Here is a 20,168-nt window from a genome sequence, read left to right as displayed (position 1 = left end):
AAGCAGAATGACGGCAACGGGCCGCTGGTGAACAGCCGCACCGGGTCGGTCTACATCGTGAAGCCGAAGATGCACGGTCCCGACGAGGTGGCCTACACCGTCGAGCTGTTCAGCCGGGTCGAGGACGTGCTCGGCCTGCCGCAGAACACCCTGAAGGTCGGCATCATGGACGAGGAGCGGCGCACCACCGTCAACCTCAAGGCCTGTATCAAGGCCGCCGCCGAGCGAGTGGTATTCATCAACACCGGCTTCCTGGACCGCACCGGCGACGAGATCCATACCTCGATGGAGGCCGGGCCGATGGTCCGCAAGGGCACGATGAAGAGCCAGCCGTGGATCCTGGCCTACGAGGACAACAACGTCGACGTCGGTCTGGCCACCGGCTTTGTCGGGCGCGCGCAGATCGGCAAGGGCATGTGGGCGATGACCGAATTGATGGCCGACATGGTGGAGCAGAAGATCGGACAGCCCAAGGCCGGCGCCACCACCGCGTGGGTGCCGTCGCCGACCGCGGCGACGCTGCATGCGATGCACTACCACCAGGTCGACGTCTTCGAGGTGCAAAAGGAGCTTGCCGGCAAGCGCCGCGCAGGTATCGACCAGTTGCTGACCATCCCGCTGGGCAAGGAGCTGGCCTGGGCGCCCGAGGAGATCCGCGAGGAGGTCGACAACAACTGCCAGTCGATCCTGGGCTACGTGGTGCGCTGGATCGACGCCGGTGTTGGCTCCTCGAAGGTGCCCGACATACACAACGTGGCGCTGATGGAGGACCGCGCGACCCTGCGCATCTCCAGCCAGCTACTGGCAAACTGGTTGCGGCACGGCGTCATCACCGCCGATGACGTGAAGGCCAGTCTGCGGCGGATGGCCGCGGTGGTGGACGAACAGAACGAGATGGACCCGGAGTACCGGCCGATGGCGCCTGACCCGGACGCCAGCGTCGCGTTCCAGGCCGCGCAGGAGCTGATTCTGTCCGGAACGCAGCAGCCCAACGGCTACACCGAGCCGATCCTGCATCGACGCCGGCGCGAGTTCAAGGCCGCGAACCCGTGATTAGACCTCGGCAGGCCGGTGACCGGCCAGCGATGATTCGCCAACGGAGAGGACGCAAGCGCAGGAATGGGTAGGCACAGCATTCCGGACCCGGAGGATTCCTCGGGCCAGCCTCCCGAAGAGCCGCAGGAGCCGCCGTACGACCACACCGGCTACCGGCCCGACTACGACGAGCCCGAGTACGGTGAGCCCGACTACGGCGATGCCGGCAAGGTCGGCTATGACGAGCCTCCCTGGCAGCCGCGGTATCGCGAGCCCGAATACCAACAGCCGGAGTACGAGCTCGACTATGAGCCGGAGTATCCGCGCGAGTACCACCCCGAACCCGAGTTTCGTCGCCCCGCCGCCGAACCCGAGTTTCGTCGCCCCGCCGCCGAACCCGAGTTTCGTCGCCCCGCCGCCGAACCGCCGTCCTTCTCGCCGCCATCACCACCGCCGCCGCCCTCGGGTCCGAAGCACACCGGCGACTGGGAGGAAGGCGAATGGACCGGTAGTCACCGCGCCGTGGCCACCGGCCGGCGCGGCATCAGTGTCGGCGTCATCGCGGCGCTGGTCGCCGTCGTGGCGGTGGTAGCCACCGTCATCGTGTGGCGCTTTTTCGGCGACGCGCTGTCCAACCGGTCCGACGCCGCCTCGGCGCGCTGCGTGGACGGACAGCAACCCGTCGCCGTGATCGCCGATCCGTCCATCGCCGACCAAATTTCGGCGCTGGGCAAGCAGTTCAACGAAACCGCCAACCCGGTCGGCGACCACTGTGTGGCGATCGACGTCAAACCGGCCGACTCCGACCAGGTGATCAATGGCTTCGTTGGCAACTGGCCGGCGGAACTCGGCGAACGGCCGGCGCTGTGGATCCCTGCCAGCTCGGTGTCGCAGGCCCGCCTGGAGACGGTGGCGGGGGAACAGACCGTCAGCGACAGCCGGTCGCTGGTCAGCTCTCCGGTCGTGCTTGCTATCCGTCCAGAACTCAAAGCCGCACTAGCACAGCAGAATTGGGCTACTCTGCCGGGTCTTCAATCCAACCCGACCGCCCTGAACGGGCTTAACCTCCCAGGCTGGGGGTCACTGCGGCTATCGCTTCCGCTGAGCGGTGACAGCGACGCCTCCCACCTGGCAGCCGAGGCCGTTGCGGCGGCGTCCGCCCCGGCGGGGGCTCCTCCGAGTGCCGGCATCGGCGCGGTGAACACCCTGGTGGCCGGTCAGCCCAAGCTCGCCGACGACAAGGCGAGCACCGCGATGGACGCGTTGGTGAAGGCCACCGATCCGGCGGCCGCCCCGGTACACGCCGTCGTCACGACCGAGCAGCAGCTCTATCAACGCGGAACGTCACTTCCCGATGCCAAGAACATCGTGGCCTCGTGGCTGCCGCCCGGGCCGGCGGCGACCGCCGATTATCCGGCTGTCTTGCTCAGCGGCACCTGGCTGTCCGAGGAACAGGTGACCGCTGCCAGCGAATTCGCCCGATTCATGCGGAAACCCGAGCAGCTCGCCGAACTGGCCAAAGCCGGCTTCCGGGCGGAAGGCGGCACCTCGCCGCAGAGCGACGTCACGAGCTTTGCACCCGTTTCGGCACCGCTGTCGGTCGGCGACATGTCAATGCGCGCCACGCTGGCCAACGCGTTGACCGCGCCGGCGGGCAACCCGGCCGTCACGATCATGCTCGACCAGTCGATGCCCACCCAGGAAGGCGGCGAGTCGCGGCTGGACAACGTGCTCGCGGCATTGGACGCGCGGCTGCAGGCGTTGCCGCCGGCGTCGTCGGTGGGGCTGTGGAGCTTTGACGGCGTCGAGGGCCGCTCCGAGGTGGCGACCGGCCCGTTGTCCGATCCGGTCGATGGCCAGCCGCGCTCGGCGGCTCTGGCAGCAGCGCTGGACTCACAGTCCGCGTCCGGTGGCGGCGCGGTCTCGTTCACCACACTGGAGATGATCTACGACGAAGAGCTTGCGAAATACCGTCAGGGACAGACGAATTCGATCCTGGTCATCACCGCCGGACCGCACACCGACCAGAGCATGGACGGCTCCGACCTACAGGAGTACGTGCGTCGCACCTTCGACCCGGCCCGACCCATCGCCATCAACATCATCGACTTCGGTGCCGACCCCGATCGGGCAACCTGGGAGGCGGTGGCCCAGGCCAGTGGCGGCAGCTACCAGAACCTGGCCACGTCGGCCTCCCCCGAGCTCACCTCGGCCGTCGCCACCTTCCTGGCCTAACGCAAGGCGTCGAGCAGACTCAGCGCCCCCGGGCAAACACGTCCGGCACTTCCACCCATCTAGGCCCCACAGGAAACCCAGCGGCTTGGGCGAATCCCGTACCGCGCCATGCCATCGCGATGCGTATCGCACCCGCTCGTCGAGGTAGGAGATCAGTAGATGGGCGATCCGGTGCCCGCCGTTGTGCGAAATCAGCGCCCACTGCGCGTCCGCCTCCTCCGCCGAAAGCGGATGGTCCTTGCCGAACAGCTGGGCGAAGCCGCGGGCGAACATAGAACCCGTCGAGATCAATCCGCCGCCATCGCGCCACTCGGCCACGCTCGCGGGCAACACGCATGAGACCGTACGCGAATACTCGCCGATTGTGTGTCGCTTGTTGCGTCCGCTACTCGCGTTTTGCCGCAACAAACGACACAGAAGCGAAGGAATCTAGCCGAACGACTCCACCGGCGGGCACGAGCACATCAGGTTGCGGTCGCCGTAGGCGCCGTCGATGCGGCGTACCGGCGGCCACACCTTGGGCCGGAAGTTCTTGCCGAGCGGATAGGCCGCCTGTTCGCGGGTGTACGGGTGGTTCCACTCGGACACCAGCAGGCATTCCGCCGTGTGCGGCGCCCCTCGCAGCGGGTTGTCGTCGGCAGGCCACACACCGGCGCCAACCTGATCGATCTCGGCACGGATCGCGATCATCGCTTCGCAGAACGCGTCGACTTCCGCCAGGCTCTCGCTTTCGGTCGGTTCGACCATCAGCGTGCCAACAACCGGGAAACTCATGGTTGGCGCGTGAAAACCGTAGTCCGCCAACCGTTTCGCGACATCGTCGACGGTGACACCGATGGCCTTGGTGATGCCGCGCAGATCGAGAATGCACTCGTGGGCAACCATGCCGTTCTCGCCGGTGTACAGCACCGGGTAGTACTCGTCAAGGCGGCGGGCGATGTAGTTGGCCGACGCGATCGCGGTGAGCGACGCCGCGCGTAGCCCCTCGGCTCCCATCATCCGGAGGTAGGCCCAGGTGATCGGCAGGATGGATGCCGACCCGTACGGCGCCGACGACACCGTGTGCTCGTCGGGCAATTCGTCGGCGAGGGGATGGCCGGGCAGATACGGCGCAAGGTGCGCCCGAACGGCGATCGGTCCGACACCGGGTCCTCCCCCGCCATGCGGAATGCAGAACGTCTTGTGCAGATTCAGGTGGCTGACGTCGCCACCGAACTTTCCCGGCCGCGCCAGCCCGACGAGGGCGTTGAGGTTGGCGCCGTCGACGTAGACCTGGCCGCCGACATCGTGCACCGCCGCACAGATCTCGGCGATGTCGTGCTCGTAGACGCCGTGCGTGGACGGATACGTGATCATCAAGGCGGACAACCGATCAGCGTGCTCGGTGACCTTGGCGCGCAGATCGTCGAGGTCCACGTCGCCGTTCTGCCGGCACGCCACCACCACCACACGCATGCCGGCCAGCGCCGCGGACGCCGCGTTGGTTCCGTGCGCACTGGACGGGATCAGGCACACGTCGCGGCCGGGCTCACCGCGCTCCGCGTGATATGCCTGGATCGCCAGCAGGCCCGCGTACTCGCCCTGCGAGCCGGCATTGGGCTGCAGCGATACGGCGTCGTAGCCGGTCAGCTGGGTCAGCCAGGCTTCCACATCGGCAATCAGCTTGCGCAGCCCCGGGGCATCGGAATGCGGCCCAAACGGATGTTGACGGGCGAACTCCGGCCAGGTGATCGGCTCCATCTCGGCGGCTGCATTCAGCTTCATGGTGCACGAACCCAGCGGAATCATGCTGCGGTCCAACGCAATATCCTTGTCTGCCAAGGACCGTAGGTAGCGCATCATCTCGGTTTCGGTGCGGTAGCGGGTGAACGCCGGATGGGTCAGGAAATCCGACCTACGGGTCGAGATGTCCGGCCCACCGAAGTCGCCGACGCGCGAGGCTCCGAAAGCCGCGAGCACCGCGTCGACATGCTCACCCGTGGTGACCTCGTCGCACGACACCGAAATGTGGTCGCCGTCGACGCACCAGACGTTGATGCCGCGCGCCTTGGCCCGGTCGCGGACCTGCCCGGCCCGACCCGGCACCCTGGCCAGCACGGTGTCGAAGAAGCTGTCGTGCACCACCTCGATGCCCGCCGCGGACAGCCCGGCCGCCAAACTGCGCGCGTGGCCGTGTACCCGGCGCGCGATTCCGGCCAGGCCGTCGGCGCCGTGATAACTGACGTACATCGCGGCGATCACCGCCAGCAGCACCTGTGCGGTGCAGATATTGCTGGTGGCCTTGTCCCGGCGGATGTGCTGTTCGCGGGTCTGCAGGGCCAGCCGGTAGGCCGGCGAGCCGTCGCTGTCCACCGACACCCCGACCAGCCGGCCCGGCAGCTGTCGTGCGTGCCTTGTATGCACGGCCAGATAGCCGGCGTGCGGTCCGCCGAATCCCATTGGCACGCCGAAGCGTTGGGTACTGCCGAAGGCCACGTCGGCGCCGGTCTCACCGGGCGGGGTGATCAGCGTCAACGCCAACAGATCGGCGCCGATGGCGACCAACGCACCGCGCTCGTGGGCCTCCGCTACCAGTCGGGTCCAGTCGGTCACGGCGCCACCGGCGCCGGGCAGCTGGGCAATCACGCCGAAAAACTCGCCGTCGGGCAGGCCCTGACGCAGGTCGGCGGTGACGATCTCGATGGCGAGCGGCTCGGCGCGGGTGGCCAACACGGCGGCCGTCTGGGTGTACACGTCGGCATCGACGGCGAGCCGGTTCGCTGGGCCGCGCACCGCACGGTGCATCAGCGTCATCGCCTCGGCGGCCGCGGTGCCCTCGTCGAGCATCGATGCGTTGGCGACCTCGAGCCCGGTCAGGTCGGCGACCATGGTCTGGAAATTCAGCAGTGCCTCGAGCCGGCCCTGACTGATCTCCGGCTGGTATGGAGTGTAAGCCGTGTACCAGGCCGGGTTCTCCAGGATGTTGCGCAGCAGCACCGGCGGCGTCAGCGTGTCGTAGTAGCCCTGGCCGATCATCGACACCGCGACGGTGTTGGCGTCGGCCAGCGCGCGCAACTCGGCCAGCGCCTGCTCCTCGGTGGCGGCCTGCGGCAGCCGGTCCAGCCCGGGCGCCACGCCGTCGGCGGTCAAAGCGTCGAGAATGCCTGCCGGCAGCGCCTTTTCGGCGAGTTCGTCGAGTGAGTTCACGCCGATGGTCTTGAGCATGGTGGCGACGTCGTCGGCGTCCGGCCCGATGTGCCGGTCGGCGAAACTCGGTTGATCGTGGGAGAAGATCTCCATCTTGGCCATCTCCTGACGCTCGGGGCGAGAACCGCTGCGGTTCCCTCTCCCTCTGTCGTCAACCCGATCCGGGCGCCTGAGAGATTCGGCGGCCTGAGGCGGCGCCTTTCCCCATGGGCGGGTGAGCCAGCCAGACGAGCACTGCGCTCACCACTTTCCAGAGGCATCGGGGCCCTGCGCGGTCCGGGTGCCTGAGAGGTTGACGGAGAGGTGTTGCTCCTTCGGCGTCCGTGGCTGGCCGTCACGGAACTCTCCCGCACAAGGGCGATGCGCGGACGATTCTACCGTCCGCGCACCTGAGGGTGGCTCGTCAGCCGATCTTGCGGTCGCGGTGCTTGCGCCGAGACGCCAGCTCGTCCTCGGGCGTGGTGATCGACTCGCCGCCATCGGCTCGCTCACCGGGGAAGTCGGCGATGGCCCCGGTCAGCTCCCGCATCGCGCCGGACACGGCGATGCCGAACACACCCTGTCCACCCTGCAGCAGGTCCACCACTTCCTCGGCCGACGTGCATTCGTAGACGGTGGTGCCGTCGGAGAACAGCGTGATGTTGGCCAGGTCGCGCACACCGCGCTGACGCAGGTGGTCGACCGCGACGCGGATGTTGTGCAGGGAGATGCCGGTGTCCAGCAGCCGCTTGACGATCTTCAGGACCAGGATGTCCTTGAACGAGTACAGCCGCTGGCTGCCCGACCCGGCGGCGCTGCGAATCGACGGCACCACAAGCGAGGTCCTGGCCCAGTAGTCCAACTGCCGGTAGGTGATGCCGGCTATCTGGCAGGCGCTCGGCCCGCGGTAGCCGACCAGCTCATCGGGCACCGAGTCGTCGGGGAACAGACCGGCCTGTACGGGTTCGCTGGGAGCCGGTGGGGAGCCCTCCGCGGTCCCGTCGGACGACGAAAGATCCAGCTGCTCTTGACGTGGCGTGTCTCCCACTCTCGAATCCTCTCGCCGATCGAACTCGCGTCTGTGACCTGCACCGCAGCACGTTTTCCCAAGCCCGAATGTGTCGAGCATACGCTCCCCGACGAGCGATGACTGCTCGTCGTGACCATCAAAGTATCGCTGCCCCGCTCACGGTTGGCGGAATCCTGCGCCGCGTGTCGAGTCCGAAAACGTCGGTTGAGACGCATCCGTGATGTTGCACCGGGGCATATGCCAGGTCAGGTCGCCTTGAAGTCGTCGGGCGAGACGCTGTCCAGGAACTCCTTGAACTTCTCCACCTCGTCCTCGCGTACGGCACCGGTGGCTTCGTCGTCATTCTCGTCGGGAATCAGCAGGCCGGCCTCGGCCAGTACCGCCTCCTCGACGTAGATCGGCACGCCGACGCGCAGCGCGATGGCCACCGAGTCCGACGGCCGGGCCGACACCTTGATGTCACGGTCGAAGATCAGATCGGCGTAGAAGGTGCCTTCTTGAAGGTCGACGATCCGCACCTCTTTGAGCGAATGACCAAGGGCGGCAATGAGATCTCGGATGAGGTCGTGGGTCAGCGGGCGGGCCGGTTCGACGCCCTGCTGCTCGAGCGCGATCGCCGCGGCCTCGGACTGGCCGATCCAGATCGGCAGATAGCGGTCACCGTTGGATTCCCGCAGCAACAGCACTGGCTGGTTCTGGGGCTGCTCAACGCGAATGCCGACCACACGAACCTCACCCATCTGTGTCTGCCCTCCGCACCAGAAGAAGCCGTCGACTCGAGTCTAATCCTCACCGATCCAGAACGTCGCGCACGGCCGACTTGATCAATGACGTGTGCAAGGTGATCGCCAGCGCCGCCACCTCGCGGGCCAGATCGTCGGCGCGATCCCGGGCACCGGCCTTACCGGCCTTGACCACCGGACCGGCGATCTGCGCGATCAGATCGGACTGGCGGTCGGCCGCCGACCGGAAGGCCCGCAGATGCCGCGGTTCCACCCCGTACTCGGCGAGCGCCCGTGCGCACTGCGCAATGACCACCGAATGCTCGTCGAAGAAACCGCCCGGCCCGGTCTTGATCACGCCGGCCCTGACCAACGCGGTGAGCAGCTCCTCGTCCACCCCCGAGCGGGCCAATAGGTCTTCTCGGCTCAGTCGCACCTGGGTGGGCGCCACCCCAGACGTCCCAGTCGTGCCGCTAGCGTCCGGTTCGACGCCGCCCGACACCGGCACCAAACGTGGTACGCCGTAAGCGGATCCGGTGCGCGGCAACTCACCGTCTGGCTGGGCGTCCAGCTGGGCCTTGATGATCTTCAGCGGCAGATACCGGTCACGCTGCGCGGTCAGGATGAAGCGCAGGCGAGCGCAATCGTAGGCGGTGAACCGCCGGTATCCCGACGCGGTCCGCTCCGGTGTGACCAGTCCCTCGGCTTCCAGGAAGCGAATCTTGGAGATCGTCACGTCCGGGAAGTCGGGTCGCAGCAGGTCCAGGACCGCTCCAATCGACATCCCGGTCAGCGCGGGCCTGCCGGGCGCGGTCACTAGCCGCCCGGGCCGCTATCGTCGTCGGTTTTCGGCCCGGTCAGAAACACCAGGCGGAACTTGCCGATCTGCACCTCGTCGCCGTTAGCCAGCACCGCCGAGTCGACCGGCTCCCGGTTGACGTATGTGCCGTTGAGGCTGCCGACGTCGACGACCTGGAACTCGGCGTTCTCCAGACGAAACTCGGCGTGGCGACGGCTCACGGTGACGTCGTCGAGGAAGATGTCACTGTCCGGATGTCGGCCGGCGGACGTGGTGGGCTGGTCGAGGAGGAAGCGTGACCCCGCGTTGGGACCGCGTTTGACAACAAGCAACGCCGATCCCACCGGCAGGCCTTCGACCCCCGAGACCGCCCCCTCGGTCCCGGCCGCTGCCGGGGCATCCAGTTCGTTGAGAAAGTCGGCGCGGAAGACCGAGGTCGTCTCCACGGTGACTTCGTCAGACGTCTGGTCGTTGTCCTTTTCCGTCACCCGGTGCTCCTCACTGGCTGCAGTGGCGTCTTCTGGCCGCGGCCGGCCAGACCCCCTCTTCCAGCCGTCATTCGTCTCCCGTCGACCGTACCGCGCTGCGGTCGCCGTTGTGTCCACCACCGCCGGATCAACTTCAAGACTCCCCGCGGTCAGACGGTTTAGCCGATCGCTGGCACCCTAACAACATCTCAATCGGTCACCAGGGCCTGGTAGCGGTCCGCATCAAGCAACCCGCCCAGGCCGTCCTCCAGGCTCGGCTGGTCCGCCCGCAGCTCGATCAGCCAGCCTTTGCCATAGGGGTCGGAGTTGACCAGCTGTGGGCTGCCCTCCAGATCACCGTTGACCGCAACAACTTTCGCTGTCACCGGTGCGTAAAGGTCGGACACCGACTTTGTCGACTCCACTTCACCGAAGGACTCCCCCGCGGTGACATCGCTCCCGACGTCCGGCAGTTGCACAAAGACCACGTCGCCCAGCGACGACTGGGCAAAATCGGTGATGCCAACCCGCAGCGTGTCGTCAGCGGTGCGCTGCACCCATTCGTGTTCGGAGGTGTAGTACAGGTCGGGCGGGATTTCGCTCACGGCGCTCCTCTTTGCGGGAAATGTTCACTTGGTGGGCTGAGCGTATTGGCGGTCTTTCGGTTGCCGCAAGGCGGTCACATCCACCCGTTCGGATTGTTGTACCACCATCGTGCCGCCCACCCGCTCGATGCTGTCCATCGCGCCGCCGGGAATGTTCATCGCCGCGGCCAGCGTCGGCGGATCGCCAATGGCCACAACGGTATACGGCGGGTTGAGGGTTTGGTCGTCGATCGCCAGCGCGCCCGGCGCGCCCACCACCCAGGTGTCCACCCCGACCCGAACGACACTTTGTCCGCCGCGGATCTCCATCGCTTCGGCGCCGGCGGCTCGCAGCTCGTTGATGACGTCCAGCATGGTTTCGGGAGCGACTCCCGGCGCGGTGTCCTCGATGGTCAACGTCACGCCGGGTCCGGTCGCGGGCACCGTGCCGATCAGGATCGACAACGCGGCCAGCCGGGCCTGCGCGTTCTCGATCGCGGCTTGGTCGCTGCTCCCGGAGGCGTGCAGCGACGCCAGCGTCCGCTGCAGGTCAGCGACCTCGGTGTTCAGCGCGGCCTCGCGCTGTTGCAGGGAATCCAACAGCACCAGCAGGTCGGCCGGTCGTGCCGTCTCCAGGTAGTCGCCGGATTCGTTCTGCCGCACCTGGGTGACGATCGCCACGCCGAGCAGCACGCACAACAACACGCCCAGCGCCCCGAACACGATCTGCGAGCGTCCCCGGCGGACCACACCCTCCACCCCGCCGGGCTGTAGGTCGCCGATCTGCGGGGTCGGTTCGTCGGGCGGCAGTTCGTGGCGGCCGTGCTGGTCGGCTTCGTGCTGTCCGGGGGTGTCCTCCGTCATGGGTTAAGCGCCAAACAGTCTGCGCCGCAGGGCGGCGGCGTTGCCGAAGATGCGGATGCCGAGCACCACGATGATCGCGGTGGACAACTGCGTGCCGACGCCGAGCTGGTCGCCGACGTAGACGATGAGCGCGGCGACCAGCACGTTGAACACGAACGACACCACGAAGACCTTCGAGTCGAAGATCCGCTCCAGATAGGCGCGCAGGCCGCCGAACACCGCGTCCAGTGCCGCGACCACCGCGATGGGCAGATACGGCTGGATGAACTCGGGCACGCTGGGATGAAAGACCAGACCCAGCGCGATGCCGATGACAAGTGCGGCGATTCCGATCATTAAGGCCCAATCTCCTTGGCGAAGTTGACATCTCGAACCGAACCGGCCGGCAGGGTGATGCCGTCGGTGGAGCTCACATTCACCCCGACCCCATAGGCGGTCTCCAGCAGCCGGAGCCGCTGCAGACCGGGGCTGCGGTCGAACACATCACGCATGGCGTGTGGCGGTCCGACCGCAAGAATGACGTATGGGCTGCTGATCGGTTGATTGTCGACCAGGATGCCGCCGCCCGCCTGGCGGATCGTCACGTTCGGTCCGATTCGGACACCGCCGACCGAGATCGCCTCCGCCCCGCTGGTCCACAGCGAATTGACGACGAGCTGCAGATCGCGGTCCAGGATGACCTGCCTGCTGCCCTCGACGCGTTCTTTGGACACGTCGCTGAGATCCTTGGACACACCTGGATCGGTGACGGTCACGGTCAGCCCGGGACCGACAACCGGCGTGGCCGCCGCCGCGAAGTTCGCATCGTCCAGGCTGCCCAGCAGCTGCTGGCCGCGCTCGTCGCCCGCCAGCCGGCTGCGCCGTTCGGCGTCCACCTCGGCGGCGATCGCGTTGCGACGGTCGGTCACCACGTCCGCGGTGGCTTCGGCCGACCGCACGCTGCCGCCCAGCACCTGCTGCGTCTGGCGCACACCGGGAGCGGTGGATTGCGCCTGCGCGAGGGCGAACGCGAAGACCGTCGCGACCGCGAGTGCGGCCAACACCTGCCAGGCCCAGGTGGCGATCCGGCCGCGGGGTCGTCCGCCATTGCGGCGTTCGGCGGCCGCCGCGGCATAGCCCGGGTCGAGATGGTCGGACAGCAGCGAACGCAACAACGACGGCACCGGAATCAGGGTCGGTGCGTCGGCCTCATGCACATTGCGTCCGGCTTCGGGGTCGTACCCGCCGAGCGCCCGCCCCGGATCAACCATGCGCTGGGCCCTCTGCTCTTCGCCCTGGAGGCTCATCGCCGACCTTCGGCATCCGCCGCACCACCATTGCCACCTGGACGAGGTACAGCACGGCCGACCACAGATACAGCGCCAGCCCCCAGATCAGGAACGCCCAGCCGCACGCCAGGATGACGCGGCTCCACAGCGCGTCCCACTGGCCGAGCAGGATCAGCGGGAACGCCGACATCAGCGCAAAGGTCGCGCCCTTGCCGATGTAGCTGACCGGCAACGCGGTCAACCCGCGGCTGCGCAGCACCGGAAGCGTCACGGCCAGAACGGCGTCCCGACCGATCAGGGTGATGACGATCCACCAATCCACGATGCCGGCGACACCGAACGAGAGCGGAATCGCCAGCATGTAGATCCGGTCGACCGCCGGATCCAGCAGCTCCCCCAGCCGCGACGACTGGTTGTCAACGAGACGCGCGATCTTGCCGTCGGCCCAGTCGGAGAATCCGCTGAACATCAGCACGGCGACCGCCCACCCGTTGGCGTGAACGACCAGCAGCAGATACAGGAACACCGGCACCAGCAGCAGGCGCAGCACGCTCAAACAGTTGGGCACCGTCAGCACCCGGTCGCGCGGCGGCGCGTGGTCCATGCGCTAAACCTATCGGAAGACTCCGGGCAGGCTCAGCGCCGACATCGCGTCGTCGGCCAGCGGGTTGTCGTGGATCATGTACGTCCACGTCGAGGTCGGCCGCGCGAGCTTGGACAGGTCCAGCCCGGGCTCCTCTTCGAGCACATTCGCCGTCTCGAAGGTCTGCTGGGCGGCCTCGATCGCGTCGGCGGCCAGCGACGCGAACGCGTCGACGGCCATCCGGTGGAACTCGTCGAGCGGGCTCTGCCGGCCCAGCGCGCGCAGGTGGATGCTCTCCCGGATGTCGGCGAGATACGCCAGGTGATCGGCCCAGCCGCGGTCCAGGTGATACAGCATGATCAGCCGGCAGATTTTCTCCAGCTGCTCCTCGGACAGTCCCCCGCGAGCGGGAGGTGGAGGTACCCCCACCTCGGACAACTCCGCATAGCGCTCGGGCGAGCGCTCGGCCAGTTCTTCGCGTGCGGTCGGCGTGCGCAGCAGCGTGTCGCGGCGCTCGACCAGGATCGCGCGTTGCTGGGCGATCAGCTGGTTGTACCGCCAGGTGTTGGCGTGCACGTCGAGCAGCCTGCCCTCGGCGATCCGCTGCGCGTGGTCCAGCAGACTGGACGCCTTGACGTTGACGATGCGGCCGTCCTCGTCGGTGGTGGTCGGCAGCTTGTTCGGTTCGAGGTGGGCGGCCACGACGTCGTCCTCCCAGCTGGAGAAGAACACCGACGAACCGGGGTCGCCCTGACGTCCGGCACGGCCACGCAGCTGGTTGTCGAGCCGTTCGGTGTGGTGCCGGCCGGTGCCGATGACGTGCAGACCGCCGAGTTCGGCGACTCTTTTCTTTTCCGCGGAGTGGTCGCCTACGTCGGACCCGCCGAGTCGGATGTCGGTGCCGCGCCCGGCCATTTGCGTCGACACCGTCACGGAGCCGAGCTTGCCGGCCTCGGCGATCACCCGGGCTTCTTCGGCGTCGTTCTTGGCGTTCAGCACGACGGCCGGGATGCCGACCTTGACCAGGCGCTCGTGCAGCTCCTCGGATTCGGCCACATCGCGGGTGCCAACCAGGATTGGCTGATTGGTCTCGTGCACCTCGGCGATGTGCTCGACGATCCCGACGTTCTTGGCCGCGACGGTGATGTAGACGCGGTCGGCCTCGTCCTCGCGAATGTTCGGGGTGTTCGGCGGGATGGGTGACACCCCGAGCTTGTAGAACTGGCGCAGCTGCTCACCGGCGGCCAGCGCGGTGCCGGTCATCCCGCACACCGTGGGGTACCGGTTGATCAGGGCCTGCACGGTGATGGTGTCCAGCACCTCGCCGGTCTCGGTGGTCTCGATGCCCTCCTTGGCCTCGACGGCGGCCTGCAGGCCGTCGGGCCAGCGCTGCAGCTGGGCGATGCGACCCCGGCTGGCGTTGATCAGGTGCACGGCGTCGTTGCGGACGATGTAGTGCACGTCGCGCTGCAGCAGGACGTGGGCGTGCAGGGCGACGTTGACCTCGGTTAGCGTGGTGCCGACGTGTTCCTCGGAGTACAGGTCGATGCCGCCGAGTTTGGCTTCGATCTTCTGGGCACCGACCTCGGTGAGGTGGACGTTGCGGCTGTCGGCGTCGGTGTCGAAGTCCTTGACGGGGGTCAATTCGCCGACCAGCCGGATGATTTCGAGCTTCGGGGTTTCCCGGTGCGTGGTGCCGGCCAGCACCAGCGGCACCAGGGCCTCGTCGACGAGCACCGAGTCGGCCTCGTCGATCAGGGCCACGTCGGGGTTGGGTGACACCAGGTCTTCGACGTCGGTGACCAGCTGATCGCGCAGCACGTCGAAACCGATTTCGTTCACCGACGCATAGGTGATGTTGCATTGGTAGGCGGTTCGCCGCTCCTCGGCCGTCGAATCCGCGGTGATCCAGCCGACGGTCAGGCCCATCGCCTCCAGCAGCGGGCCCATCCACTCGGCGTCGCGGCGGGCCAGGTAGTCATTGATGGTGACCACATGCACGTGGCGCCCGGCGAGCGCGTAGCCCGCTGCCGCGATCGCGCCGGCCAGCGTTTTGCCCTCGCCGGTGGCCATTTCGATGACGTCGCCGGCCAGCATCCGCAGTGCGGCGAGCAGCTGGACGTCGAACGGCCGCAGCGTGGTGGTGCGCTCGGAGGCCGCCCTGGCGATCGCGAGGAACTGCGGAATGTCGTCCGATTCGGCCAGGTCGCCGAGGTTGAGCAGCTGGGTGGCCTTGCGCAGCCGGTCTTCGTCGAGGTCGGCGGCCTTCTCGTGGAACTCCTCCGACGCGCGCACCTGCGCCATCGAGTGGGCTTGGTCTCTCTCGGTGCTGGCGCCGAGCAGCTTCCAGAACCGGTTGCCGACATGTCCGGCGGTGCGGGTTTTCGTCTTCGACACACAGCCACGGTACGCGGCGCCGTTCGGCCGCTCGTTATCAGCCGTCGCCCGCAAAGTCCTCCGGAAACCTGCCTGCACGCAGCAGGGTCAGCTCTATGTTGGTCACGACGGGATGACGGCGATACCGCGGTTCGGCGACCCCGCGAGCGTGCGCGTTTGTTGGATTCTTCTCGGCGTGTCGGCCGCAGACACGCACGGTCGCGGGACGGTCGTCAGGCGAGGTTTGACCGCCGTGGGTAGGCAACGGTCGGATCGGTCAGCGTGTTCACCACGGCAGGCAGCCCGGAGGCGAACGCCCGCTCGAGTGCGGGCCGCAGCTCGTCAGGCGTAGCGACGAGTTCGCCGTGCCCTTCGAGCGCGGTGACGACTTCGTCGTAGCGGGTGCCCGGCCGCAGCTCGGCGACGACCGAGTAGCCGTACAGCATTTCCATCGGATGTTTCTCCAGCGCCCAGATGCCGTTGTTGCCGATCACCGAGACCACGTGAACGTCGTGGCGCACCAACGTATCCCACTCCATCCCACTGAACCCGAAGGCGCCGTCGCCCTGCAGCAGCACCACCTGCCGGTCCGGCCGGGCCAGCTTGGCGGCCAGCGCATACCCCGGCCCGGAGCCCAGGCAGCCGAACGGTCCGCTGTCCAGCCATGCGCCCGGCACGTAGCTGTCGATGACGCGACCGGCGTAGGAGCCGAAGTCGCCGGCGTCGATGACGACGATGGCGTCGCGGTCCAGCAGCGGCTTGAGCTCGGCGTACACCCGCATCGGGTGCAGTGGGGTGCGGTCGTCGGTCAGTTCGGCCTCTTCCGCGGCGCGCGCGGCGGATTCCACGGCCCGCAGCTCGCCGATCCACGTCTCATGGTCGACGGATCGCTGACCCGCAAGCGCCGAAAGGATCGTCGACAGATCACCGTAGAGGCCAGCCGCCACGGCGCGCGGATGTGACCGCCCGGGCGTGACGCGGTCGGCGACGACGAGCTTCGTCTGCTCGCCGAACACGCCGCCGAAGCCCAGCCGGAAGTCCATCGGCACCCCGATTACCAGCGCAACATCGGCCTCCTTCAACGCTTTTGACCGTGCGCGGGAAAACGCCAGCTCGTGATCGGCCGGAACGGTGCCGCGTGCCATGCCATTCATCAGCACCGGGATGCGCAGCGTTTCGGCCAGTCGCAGCAGCGCCGCTTCGGCATGACCCCACCAGACGTTGGTGCCGGCCATGATCACCGGGCGCTGCGCGTCGGCCAGCAGACCCGCGGCGACGTCGGTTGCGTCCCCGTCGGGTTGCACGGCGGCCGGCGGGTCGGCAAGCGCGCCCGGGCCGCCCGCATCGAGGGCCTCACCGAAGACGTGATCCATTGGGAAGTCGATGAACGCGACGCCGGAAGGCGCGCCCACGGTGGCCCGCAGTGCGTCATCGATCAGCCCGCCGACCGCATCGGCAGACTCCGCGGTCGCGGCGAACCGGGTCAGCGGCGCGACGAACGGCACGTGGTCGATTTCCTGTAGCGATCCCTGTCCCCAGCGCAGCGCCGGCGCCCGGCCACCGAGCACCAGCAGCGGCGATTGATTCTGCTGCGCGGCGGCCATCGCGCTCATCCCGTTGGTGACGCCGGGACCGGCGGTCAGCGCGGCGACGCCGGGCAACCGGGTCACCTTCGACCAGCCTTCGGCGGCGAAGGCCGCGGTCTGCTCGTGCCGGGTGTCGATCAACCGGATGTTCTCGGCGCGGCAGCCGTCGTAGATGGAGAACAGATGCCCACCGGACAGGGTGAAGATGGTGTCGATTCCGCTGGCCCGCAGCCGGCGGGCGATCACATGTCCGGCGTTGATTCTGCTGCCAATCGGAGCGTCGATGCTCATGGCGGCAGCATAATCACATCGATGGCCGACTCCGCAGAAACCCAAGTGCTGATCGCCGGCGCGGGCCCGATCGGGCTCACAGCGGCAATCGAACTGGCGCGCCGGGGAATCGACGTTCGCATCGTCGACCCAATACCGGATCCACCGCAGTACGCCAAAGCCGTTGGCGTGCAACCACGCACGCTCGAGGTGTTCGAAGGCATGGGGGTGCTGCGCCGGATCCTGGATGCGGCCATCGAGATGAATGGCCAGATCGTCTACGTCAACGGTGAGAAGACCGGGCAGGTCGACTTCGCGACGCCCGCCGATATCCCGTTCGGCTTCATCGCGATCCCGCAGTACGCCACCGAGCGGGTGCTGCGCGAGGAACTGGCCATGCACGGCGTGCACATCGAGCGAGGTCTGCGGGTCGACGGCTTCGAGCAGGACGCCGCCGGCGTGACCGCAACGCTGGTTGGCGACGGCGGCCAGCAGACGGCGCGGGCGGGCTATCTCATCGGCGCCGACGGCGCGCACAGCACCGTGCGCAAGGCACTGGGGCTGACATTCGAAGGCGCGGCGTTCGAGGAGCAGTACCTGCTGGGCGACGTCGAAGTCGACTGGTCGCTGCCGCGTGGATACGGCATCCGGGCGATGCACCAGACCGACGGCAACACCGACGATCTGCTGGTCTGCATTCCGCTGCCGGGCCGTGGTCGCTACCGGATGTCGATGCTGGTGCCCGACGAGCTCGGTGGCGGGTCGGCGGCCGATGGCGTCGCGCACGGTTTCGAGGGCGCGCGCAAACCGGAGCTGGGCCACATCCAGGCGGTGCTGGACCGGCTGGCGCCCGAGCCCACCACGGCACGCAATCTGCGCTGGTCTTCGGTGTTCCGGATCAGCCACCGCATCGTCGACGGGTACGGCCGCGGCCGGGTGTTCGTCGCGGGCGACGCCGCACACATCCATCCGCCCACCGGCGCGCAGGGCATGAACACCGGCATCCAGGACGCACACAATCTGGCCTGGAAGCTGGCGCTCGCGGTGTCGGGAGTCGCCGCCCCCGGCCTGCTGGACAGCTACGACGCCGAACGGCGGCCGGTCGGCGAGGAGGTGGTGGGCCGCACGGTCCGCAGCGCACGCGAGGGCGTCGGCGCCGACTCGACCGACGTCGACTACGTAATCCGCCGTGAGGCCCAGCTGCTGATCAGCTACCACGACAGCCCGATCGTGTCCGACCGGGCCGGCGGTCGCGCCCCAGACGCGACGGGGTTGACCCGCGACGCGGTCAGCGACCCGCTGCGCCTGTTTTCGCTGTTGGGCAGGCGCGAGCACACCATGCTGCTGTACGCCGACGCCGGCGCGGACGACGTCGCGCCGTTCGAGCGGGCCGCCGACGCCGCGGTGGCCGCGGCGCATGGTCACGTCGACGTCTACCTGATCGCCGCACCGGGCGCCGACGTGGATACCACGGTGTTGCCGTTGGTCCGCGACCGCGCAGGCGACTTCGCCCGGATGTACGCAGCGACCGGGCCATCGATTTACCTCATACGGCCCGACGGCTATCTGGGCTTCGCGGCGTCCGGGCTCGATGCCGACGGTCTGGTCGGGCATCTGCGGGCGACATTTGCCTAGTGTCGTCGACATCCGCGCCCGACACAGCTGGCTGCGGTAGCTTCGCCGCAGAGTTCTTAACCCGGCGTCGCGGGACGCCCCGCACAGGAGATTCGTCCGTTGGAATCCGAAAAGTTCGCGCCGTCGATCGACTGGGGAAACGAGCTCAGCGCCTCGCTGATGTGGGTGTTGAAGGCGTTTGGCATCAGCGCCGTGTGTGTGTTGTTGGTGTTGGTGTTGCTCGCCCGGTTCACCACCTGGGGGCGGCAGTACTGGCGCATCACCGGCGACTACTTCAGGGGCCGCGACAGCATTGTGGTCTGGACGCTGTTCGGAGTGCTGCTGTTGTCGACAATCCTGTCGGTGCGCATCAACGTGCTGCTCAGCTACTACAGCAATGACCTGTTCTCGGCACTGCAGATTGCCTTCCAGGGCGCCGCGACGGACGACGCGGCGGTGCGCGACTCGGGCGTACACGGATTCTGGGTGGCGATCGGCATTTTCGCCATCCTGGCCACGCTGCATGTCAGCCGGGTGATGCTCGACATGTATCTGATGCAGCGGTTCATCATCCGGTGGCGGGTCTGGCTCACCGATCGCCTCACCGGGGACTGGCTCAACGGCTACGCTTACTACAAGCAGCGGTTCATCGAATCGCCGATCGACAATCCGGACCAGCGCATCCAGCAGGACATCGACATCTTCACCGCCGGAACCGGCGCCCAACCGAACCATCCGTCCAACACCTCGAGCACCACGTTGCTGTTCGGCGCCGTCGACTCGATCGTGTCGGTGGTCTCGTTCGCGGCGATCCTGTGGAACCTGTCCGGGCCGCTGACGCTCTTCGGGGTCACGCTGCCCAAGGCGCTGTTCTGGATCGTCGTCGCGTACGTGGTCTTCGCTACCGTGATTGCGTTCTGGATCGGGCATCCGCTGATCCAGTTGAGCTTCCTCAACGAGCTGCGAAACGCCGCATTTCGTTATGCACTGATTCGTTTGAAGGATGCCGCCGAAGCCGTCGGCTTCTACCGCGGCGAGCGCGCCGAGCGCCAGCAGCTCAGCACCCGATTCGCCGATACCATTGCCAACTATCGCCGTTATGTGAACCGCACCATTGGCTTTCAGGGCTGGAACCTGGTGATGAGCCAGACGATCAACCCGCTGCCGTTCGTCGTCCAGGCGCAGCGCCTTTTCAACGAGCAGATCTCCTTCGGCGACGTCATGCAGTCGTCGACAGCGTTCGACAACATTCAAAGCGGGCTGTCGTTCTTCCGCAACGCTTACGACGAGTTCGCCAGCTACCGCGCCGCGATCATCCGTCTGCACGGCTTGGTAACCGCGAACGAACGCGCACGCGAATTACCAGACCTGGCAACCGAATCCACCTACGACGGCTCGGTGGTGCTCGACGACGTCGAGGTGCGCTCCCCCGACGGCACCCAGCTGATCAATCCGCTGGACTTCAGCCTGGAGTCCGGCGACACGCTGGTGGTCACCGGCGCGTCCGGCAGCGGCAAGACCAGCCTGTTGCGCAGCCTCGCACAGCTGTGGCCGTACACGTCGGGCCGGC

The 20,168-nt window shown here is 67.4% G+C and carries 16 protein-coding genes, 1 pseudogene and 1 riboswitch; of the genes and pseudogenes, 4 read left to right on the top strand and 13 right to left on the bottom strand.

Going from position 1 to position 20,168, the window contains the following annotated elements:
- Together ACRDU5_RS20710 and ACRDU5_RS20705 are read left to right on the top strand one after the other, a co-directional pair.
- On the top strand, nt 1-1,053 hold a 1,053-nt coding region (locus tag ACRDU5_RS20710; protein ID WP_526616781.1), incomplete at its 5' end, for a malate synthase G.
- Between the two features lie 66 nt (nt 1,054-1,119).
- Entirely contained in the window at nt 1,120-3,270 is a 2,151-nt protein-coding gene (locus tag ACRDU5_RS20705) for a substrate-binding domain-containing protein (RefSeq protein ID WP_526616779.1), read from the top strand.
- 9 nt (nt 3,271-3,279) lie between these two features.
- On the opposite strand, the pseudogene ACRDU5_RS20700 reads toward ACRDU5_RS20705, so the two are convergent.
- The 13 genes and pseudogenes from ACRDU5_RS20700 to ACRDU5_RS20640 all read right to left on the bottom strand — a co-directional run.
- Nucleotides 3,280-3,561, bottom strand: a pseudogene (locus tag ACRDU5_RS20700) (alpha/beta hydrolase); the annotation flags it as partial.
- A gap of 138 nt (nt 3,562-3,699) precedes the next feature.
- On the bottom strand, nt 3,700-6,549 hold the full coding sequence (gcvP, locus tag ACRDU5_RS20695; RefSeq protein WP_526616785.1) for an aminomethyl-transferring glycine dehydrogenase: 2,850 nt from the start codon (nt 6,547-6,549) through the stop codon (nt 3,700-3,702).
- Between the two features lie 169 nt (nt 6,550-6,718).
- A riboswitch (glycine riboswitch) is annotated at nt 6,719-6,816 on the bottom strand.
- A 43-nt stretch (nt 6,817-6,859) separates the two neighbouring features.
- A complete protein-coding gene (locus ACRDU5_RS20690; RefSeq protein ID WP_526616778.1) occupies nt 6,860-7,483 on the bottom strand; it encodes a MerR family transcriptional regulator in 624 nt (207 codons plus the stop codon).
- A 227-nt stretch (nt 7,484-7,710) separates the two neighbouring features.
- Nucleotides 7,711-8,205 (bottom strand): bifunctional nuclease family protein, encoded by a 495-nt coding sequence (locus ACRDU5_RS20685; RefSeq protein WP_105346197.1) that lies wholly within the window; start codon nt 8,203-8,205, stop codon nt 7,711-7,713.
- Nucleotides 8,206-8,254: 49 nt separating this feature from the next.
- Nucleotides 8,255-9,004, bottom strand: a complete 750-nt coding sequence (gene ftsR / locus ACRDU5_RS20680) for a transcriptional regulator FtsR (RefSeq protein ID WP_526616776.1) — start codon at nt 9,002-9,004, stop codon at nt 8,255-8,257.
- Nucleotides 9,004-9,474 carry a glycogen accumulation regulator GarA gene (gene garA / locus ACRDU5_RS20675; protein ID WP_526616774.1) on the bottom strand — a complete coding sequence of 157 codons (471 nt, stop codon included), beginning with the start codon at nt 9,472-9,474 and terminating at the stop codon, nt 9,004-9,006. The genes ftsR and garA overlap by 1 nt, the downstream gene beginning before the upstream one ends.
- 188 nt (nt 9,475-9,662) lie before the next feature.
- Complete coding sequence (gene gcvH, locus ACRDU5_RS20670; protein ID WP_526616772.1) at nt 9,663-10,058, bottom strand: glycine cleavage system protein GcvH; 396 nt, start codon at nt 10,056-10,058, stop codon at nt 9,663-9,665.
- Between the two features lie 24 nt (nt 10,059-10,082).
- On the bottom strand, nt 10,083-10,901 hold the full coding sequence (locus tag ACRDU5_RS20665; RefSeq protein WP_526616770.1) for a DUF881 domain-containing protein: 819 nt from the start codon (nt 10,899-10,901) through the stop codon (nt 10,083-10,085).
- 3 nt (nt 10,902-10,904) lie between these two features.
- Nucleotides 10,905-11,237 (bottom strand): small basic family protein, encoded by a 333-nt coding sequence (locus tag ACRDU5_RS20660; RefSeq protein ID WP_526616769.1) that lies wholly within the window; start codon nt 11,235-11,237, stop codon nt 10,905-10,907.
- Nucleotides 11,237-12,151: a DUF881 domain-containing protein gene (locus ACRDU5_RS20655; RefSeq protein ID WP_526616783.1), complete on the bottom strand. Its 915-nt coding sequence runs from the start codon at nt 12,149-12,151 to the stop codon at nt 11,237-11,239. Before ACRDU5_RS20655 ends, ACRDU5_RS20660 begins: the two co-directional genes overlap by 1 nt.
- Nucleotides 12,144-12,773, bottom strand: a complete 630-nt coding sequence (locus ACRDU5_RS20650; protein WP_526616768.1) for a CDP-alcohol phosphatidyltransferase family protein — start codon at nt 12,771-12,773, stop codon at nt 12,144-12,146. The genes ACRDU5_RS20655 and ACRDU5_RS20650 overlap by 8 nt, the downstream gene beginning before the upstream one ends.
- 9 nt (nt 12,774-12,782) lie before the next feature.
- Nucleotides 12,783-15,149: an accessory Sec system translocase SecA2 gene (secA2, locus tag ACRDU5_RS20645; RefSeq protein ID WP_526616767.1), complete on the bottom strand. Its 2,367-nt coding sequence runs from the start codon at nt 15,147-15,149 to the stop codon at nt 12,783-12,785.
- A gap of 212 nt (nt 15,150-15,361) precedes the next feature.
- Nucleotides 15,362-17,005: an acetolactate synthase gene (locus ACRDU5_RS20640; RefSeq protein ID WP_526616766.1), complete on the bottom strand. Its 1,644-nt coding sequence runs from the start codon at nt 17,003-17,005 to the stop codon at nt 15,362-15,364.
- A gap of 21 nt (nt 17,006-17,026) precedes the next feature.
- On the opposite strand from ACRDU5_RS20640, the gene ACRDU5_RS20635 reads away from it, so the two are divergent.
- Together ACRDU5_RS20635 and ACRDU5_RS20630 are read left to right on the top strand one after the other, a co-directional pair.
- Nucleotides 17,027-18,619: an FAD-dependent oxidoreductase gene (locus tag ACRDU5_RS20635; protein ID WP_526616765.1), complete on the top strand. Its 1,593-nt coding sequence runs from the start codon at nt 17,027-17,029 to the stop codon at nt 18,617-18,619.
- A gap of 99 nt (nt 18,620-18,718) precedes the next feature.
- Nucleotides 18,719-20,168: ABC transporter ATP-binding protein/permease (locus ACRDU5_RS20630; protein ID WP_526616763.1), on the top strand; the 1,450-nt coding region annotated here is incomplete at its 3' end.

Origin of the sequence: Mycobacterium sp., from assembly GCF_050701515.1 — a bacterium.
Taxonomy (GTDB): Bacteria; Actinomycetota; Actinomycetes; order Mycobacteriales; family Mycobacteriaceae; genus Mycobacterium.
The sequence above is the reverse complement of the archived record's forward strand: the minus strand, read 5'-3'. Positions and strand labels throughout refer to the sequence as shown.

What these genes read in the sequence shown, in the direction of transcription:
- ACRDU5_RS20705 (WP_526616779.1), top strand. Translation starts at nt 1,120, where the DNA reads ATGGGTAGGCACAGCATTCCGGACCCGGAGGATTCCTCGGGCCAGCCT.
- gcvP (WP_526616785.1), bottom strand. Translation starts at nt 6,549, where the DNA reads ATGGAGATCTTCTCCCACGATCAACCGAGTTTCGCCGACCGGCACATC.
- ACRDU5_RS20685 (WP_105346197.1), bottom strand. Translation starts at nt 8,205, where the DNA reads ATGGGTGAGGTTCGTGTGGTCGGCATTCGCGTTGAGCAGCCCCAGAAC.
- ACRDU5_RS20665 (WP_526616770.1), bottom strand. Translation starts at nt 10,901, where the DNA reads ATGACGGAGGACACCCCCGGACAGCACGAAGCCGACCAGCACGGCCGC.
- ACRDU5_RS20660 (WP_526616769.1), bottom strand. Translation starts at nt 11,237, where the DNA reads ATGATCGGAATCGCCGCACTTGTCATCGGCATCGCGCTGGGTCTGGTC.
- ACRDU5_RS20655 (WP_526616783.1), bottom strand. Translation starts at nt 12,151, where the DNA reads ATGGTTGATCCGGGGCGGGCGCTCGGCGGGTACGACCCCGAAGCCGGA.
- ACRDU5_RS20650 (WP_526616768.1), bottom strand. Translation starts at nt 12,773, where the DNA reads ATGGACCACGCGCCGCCGCGCGACCGGGTGCTGACGGTGCCCAACTGT.
- ACRDU5_RS20640 (WP_526616766.1), bottom strand. Translation starts at nt 17,005, where the DNA reads ATGAGCATCGACGCTCCGATTGGCAGCAGAATCAACGCCGGACATGTG.
- ACRDU5_RS20635 (WP_526616765.1), top strand. Translation starts at nt 17,027, where the DNA reads ATGGCCGACTCCGCAGAAACCCAAGTGCTGATCGCCGGCGCGGGCCCG.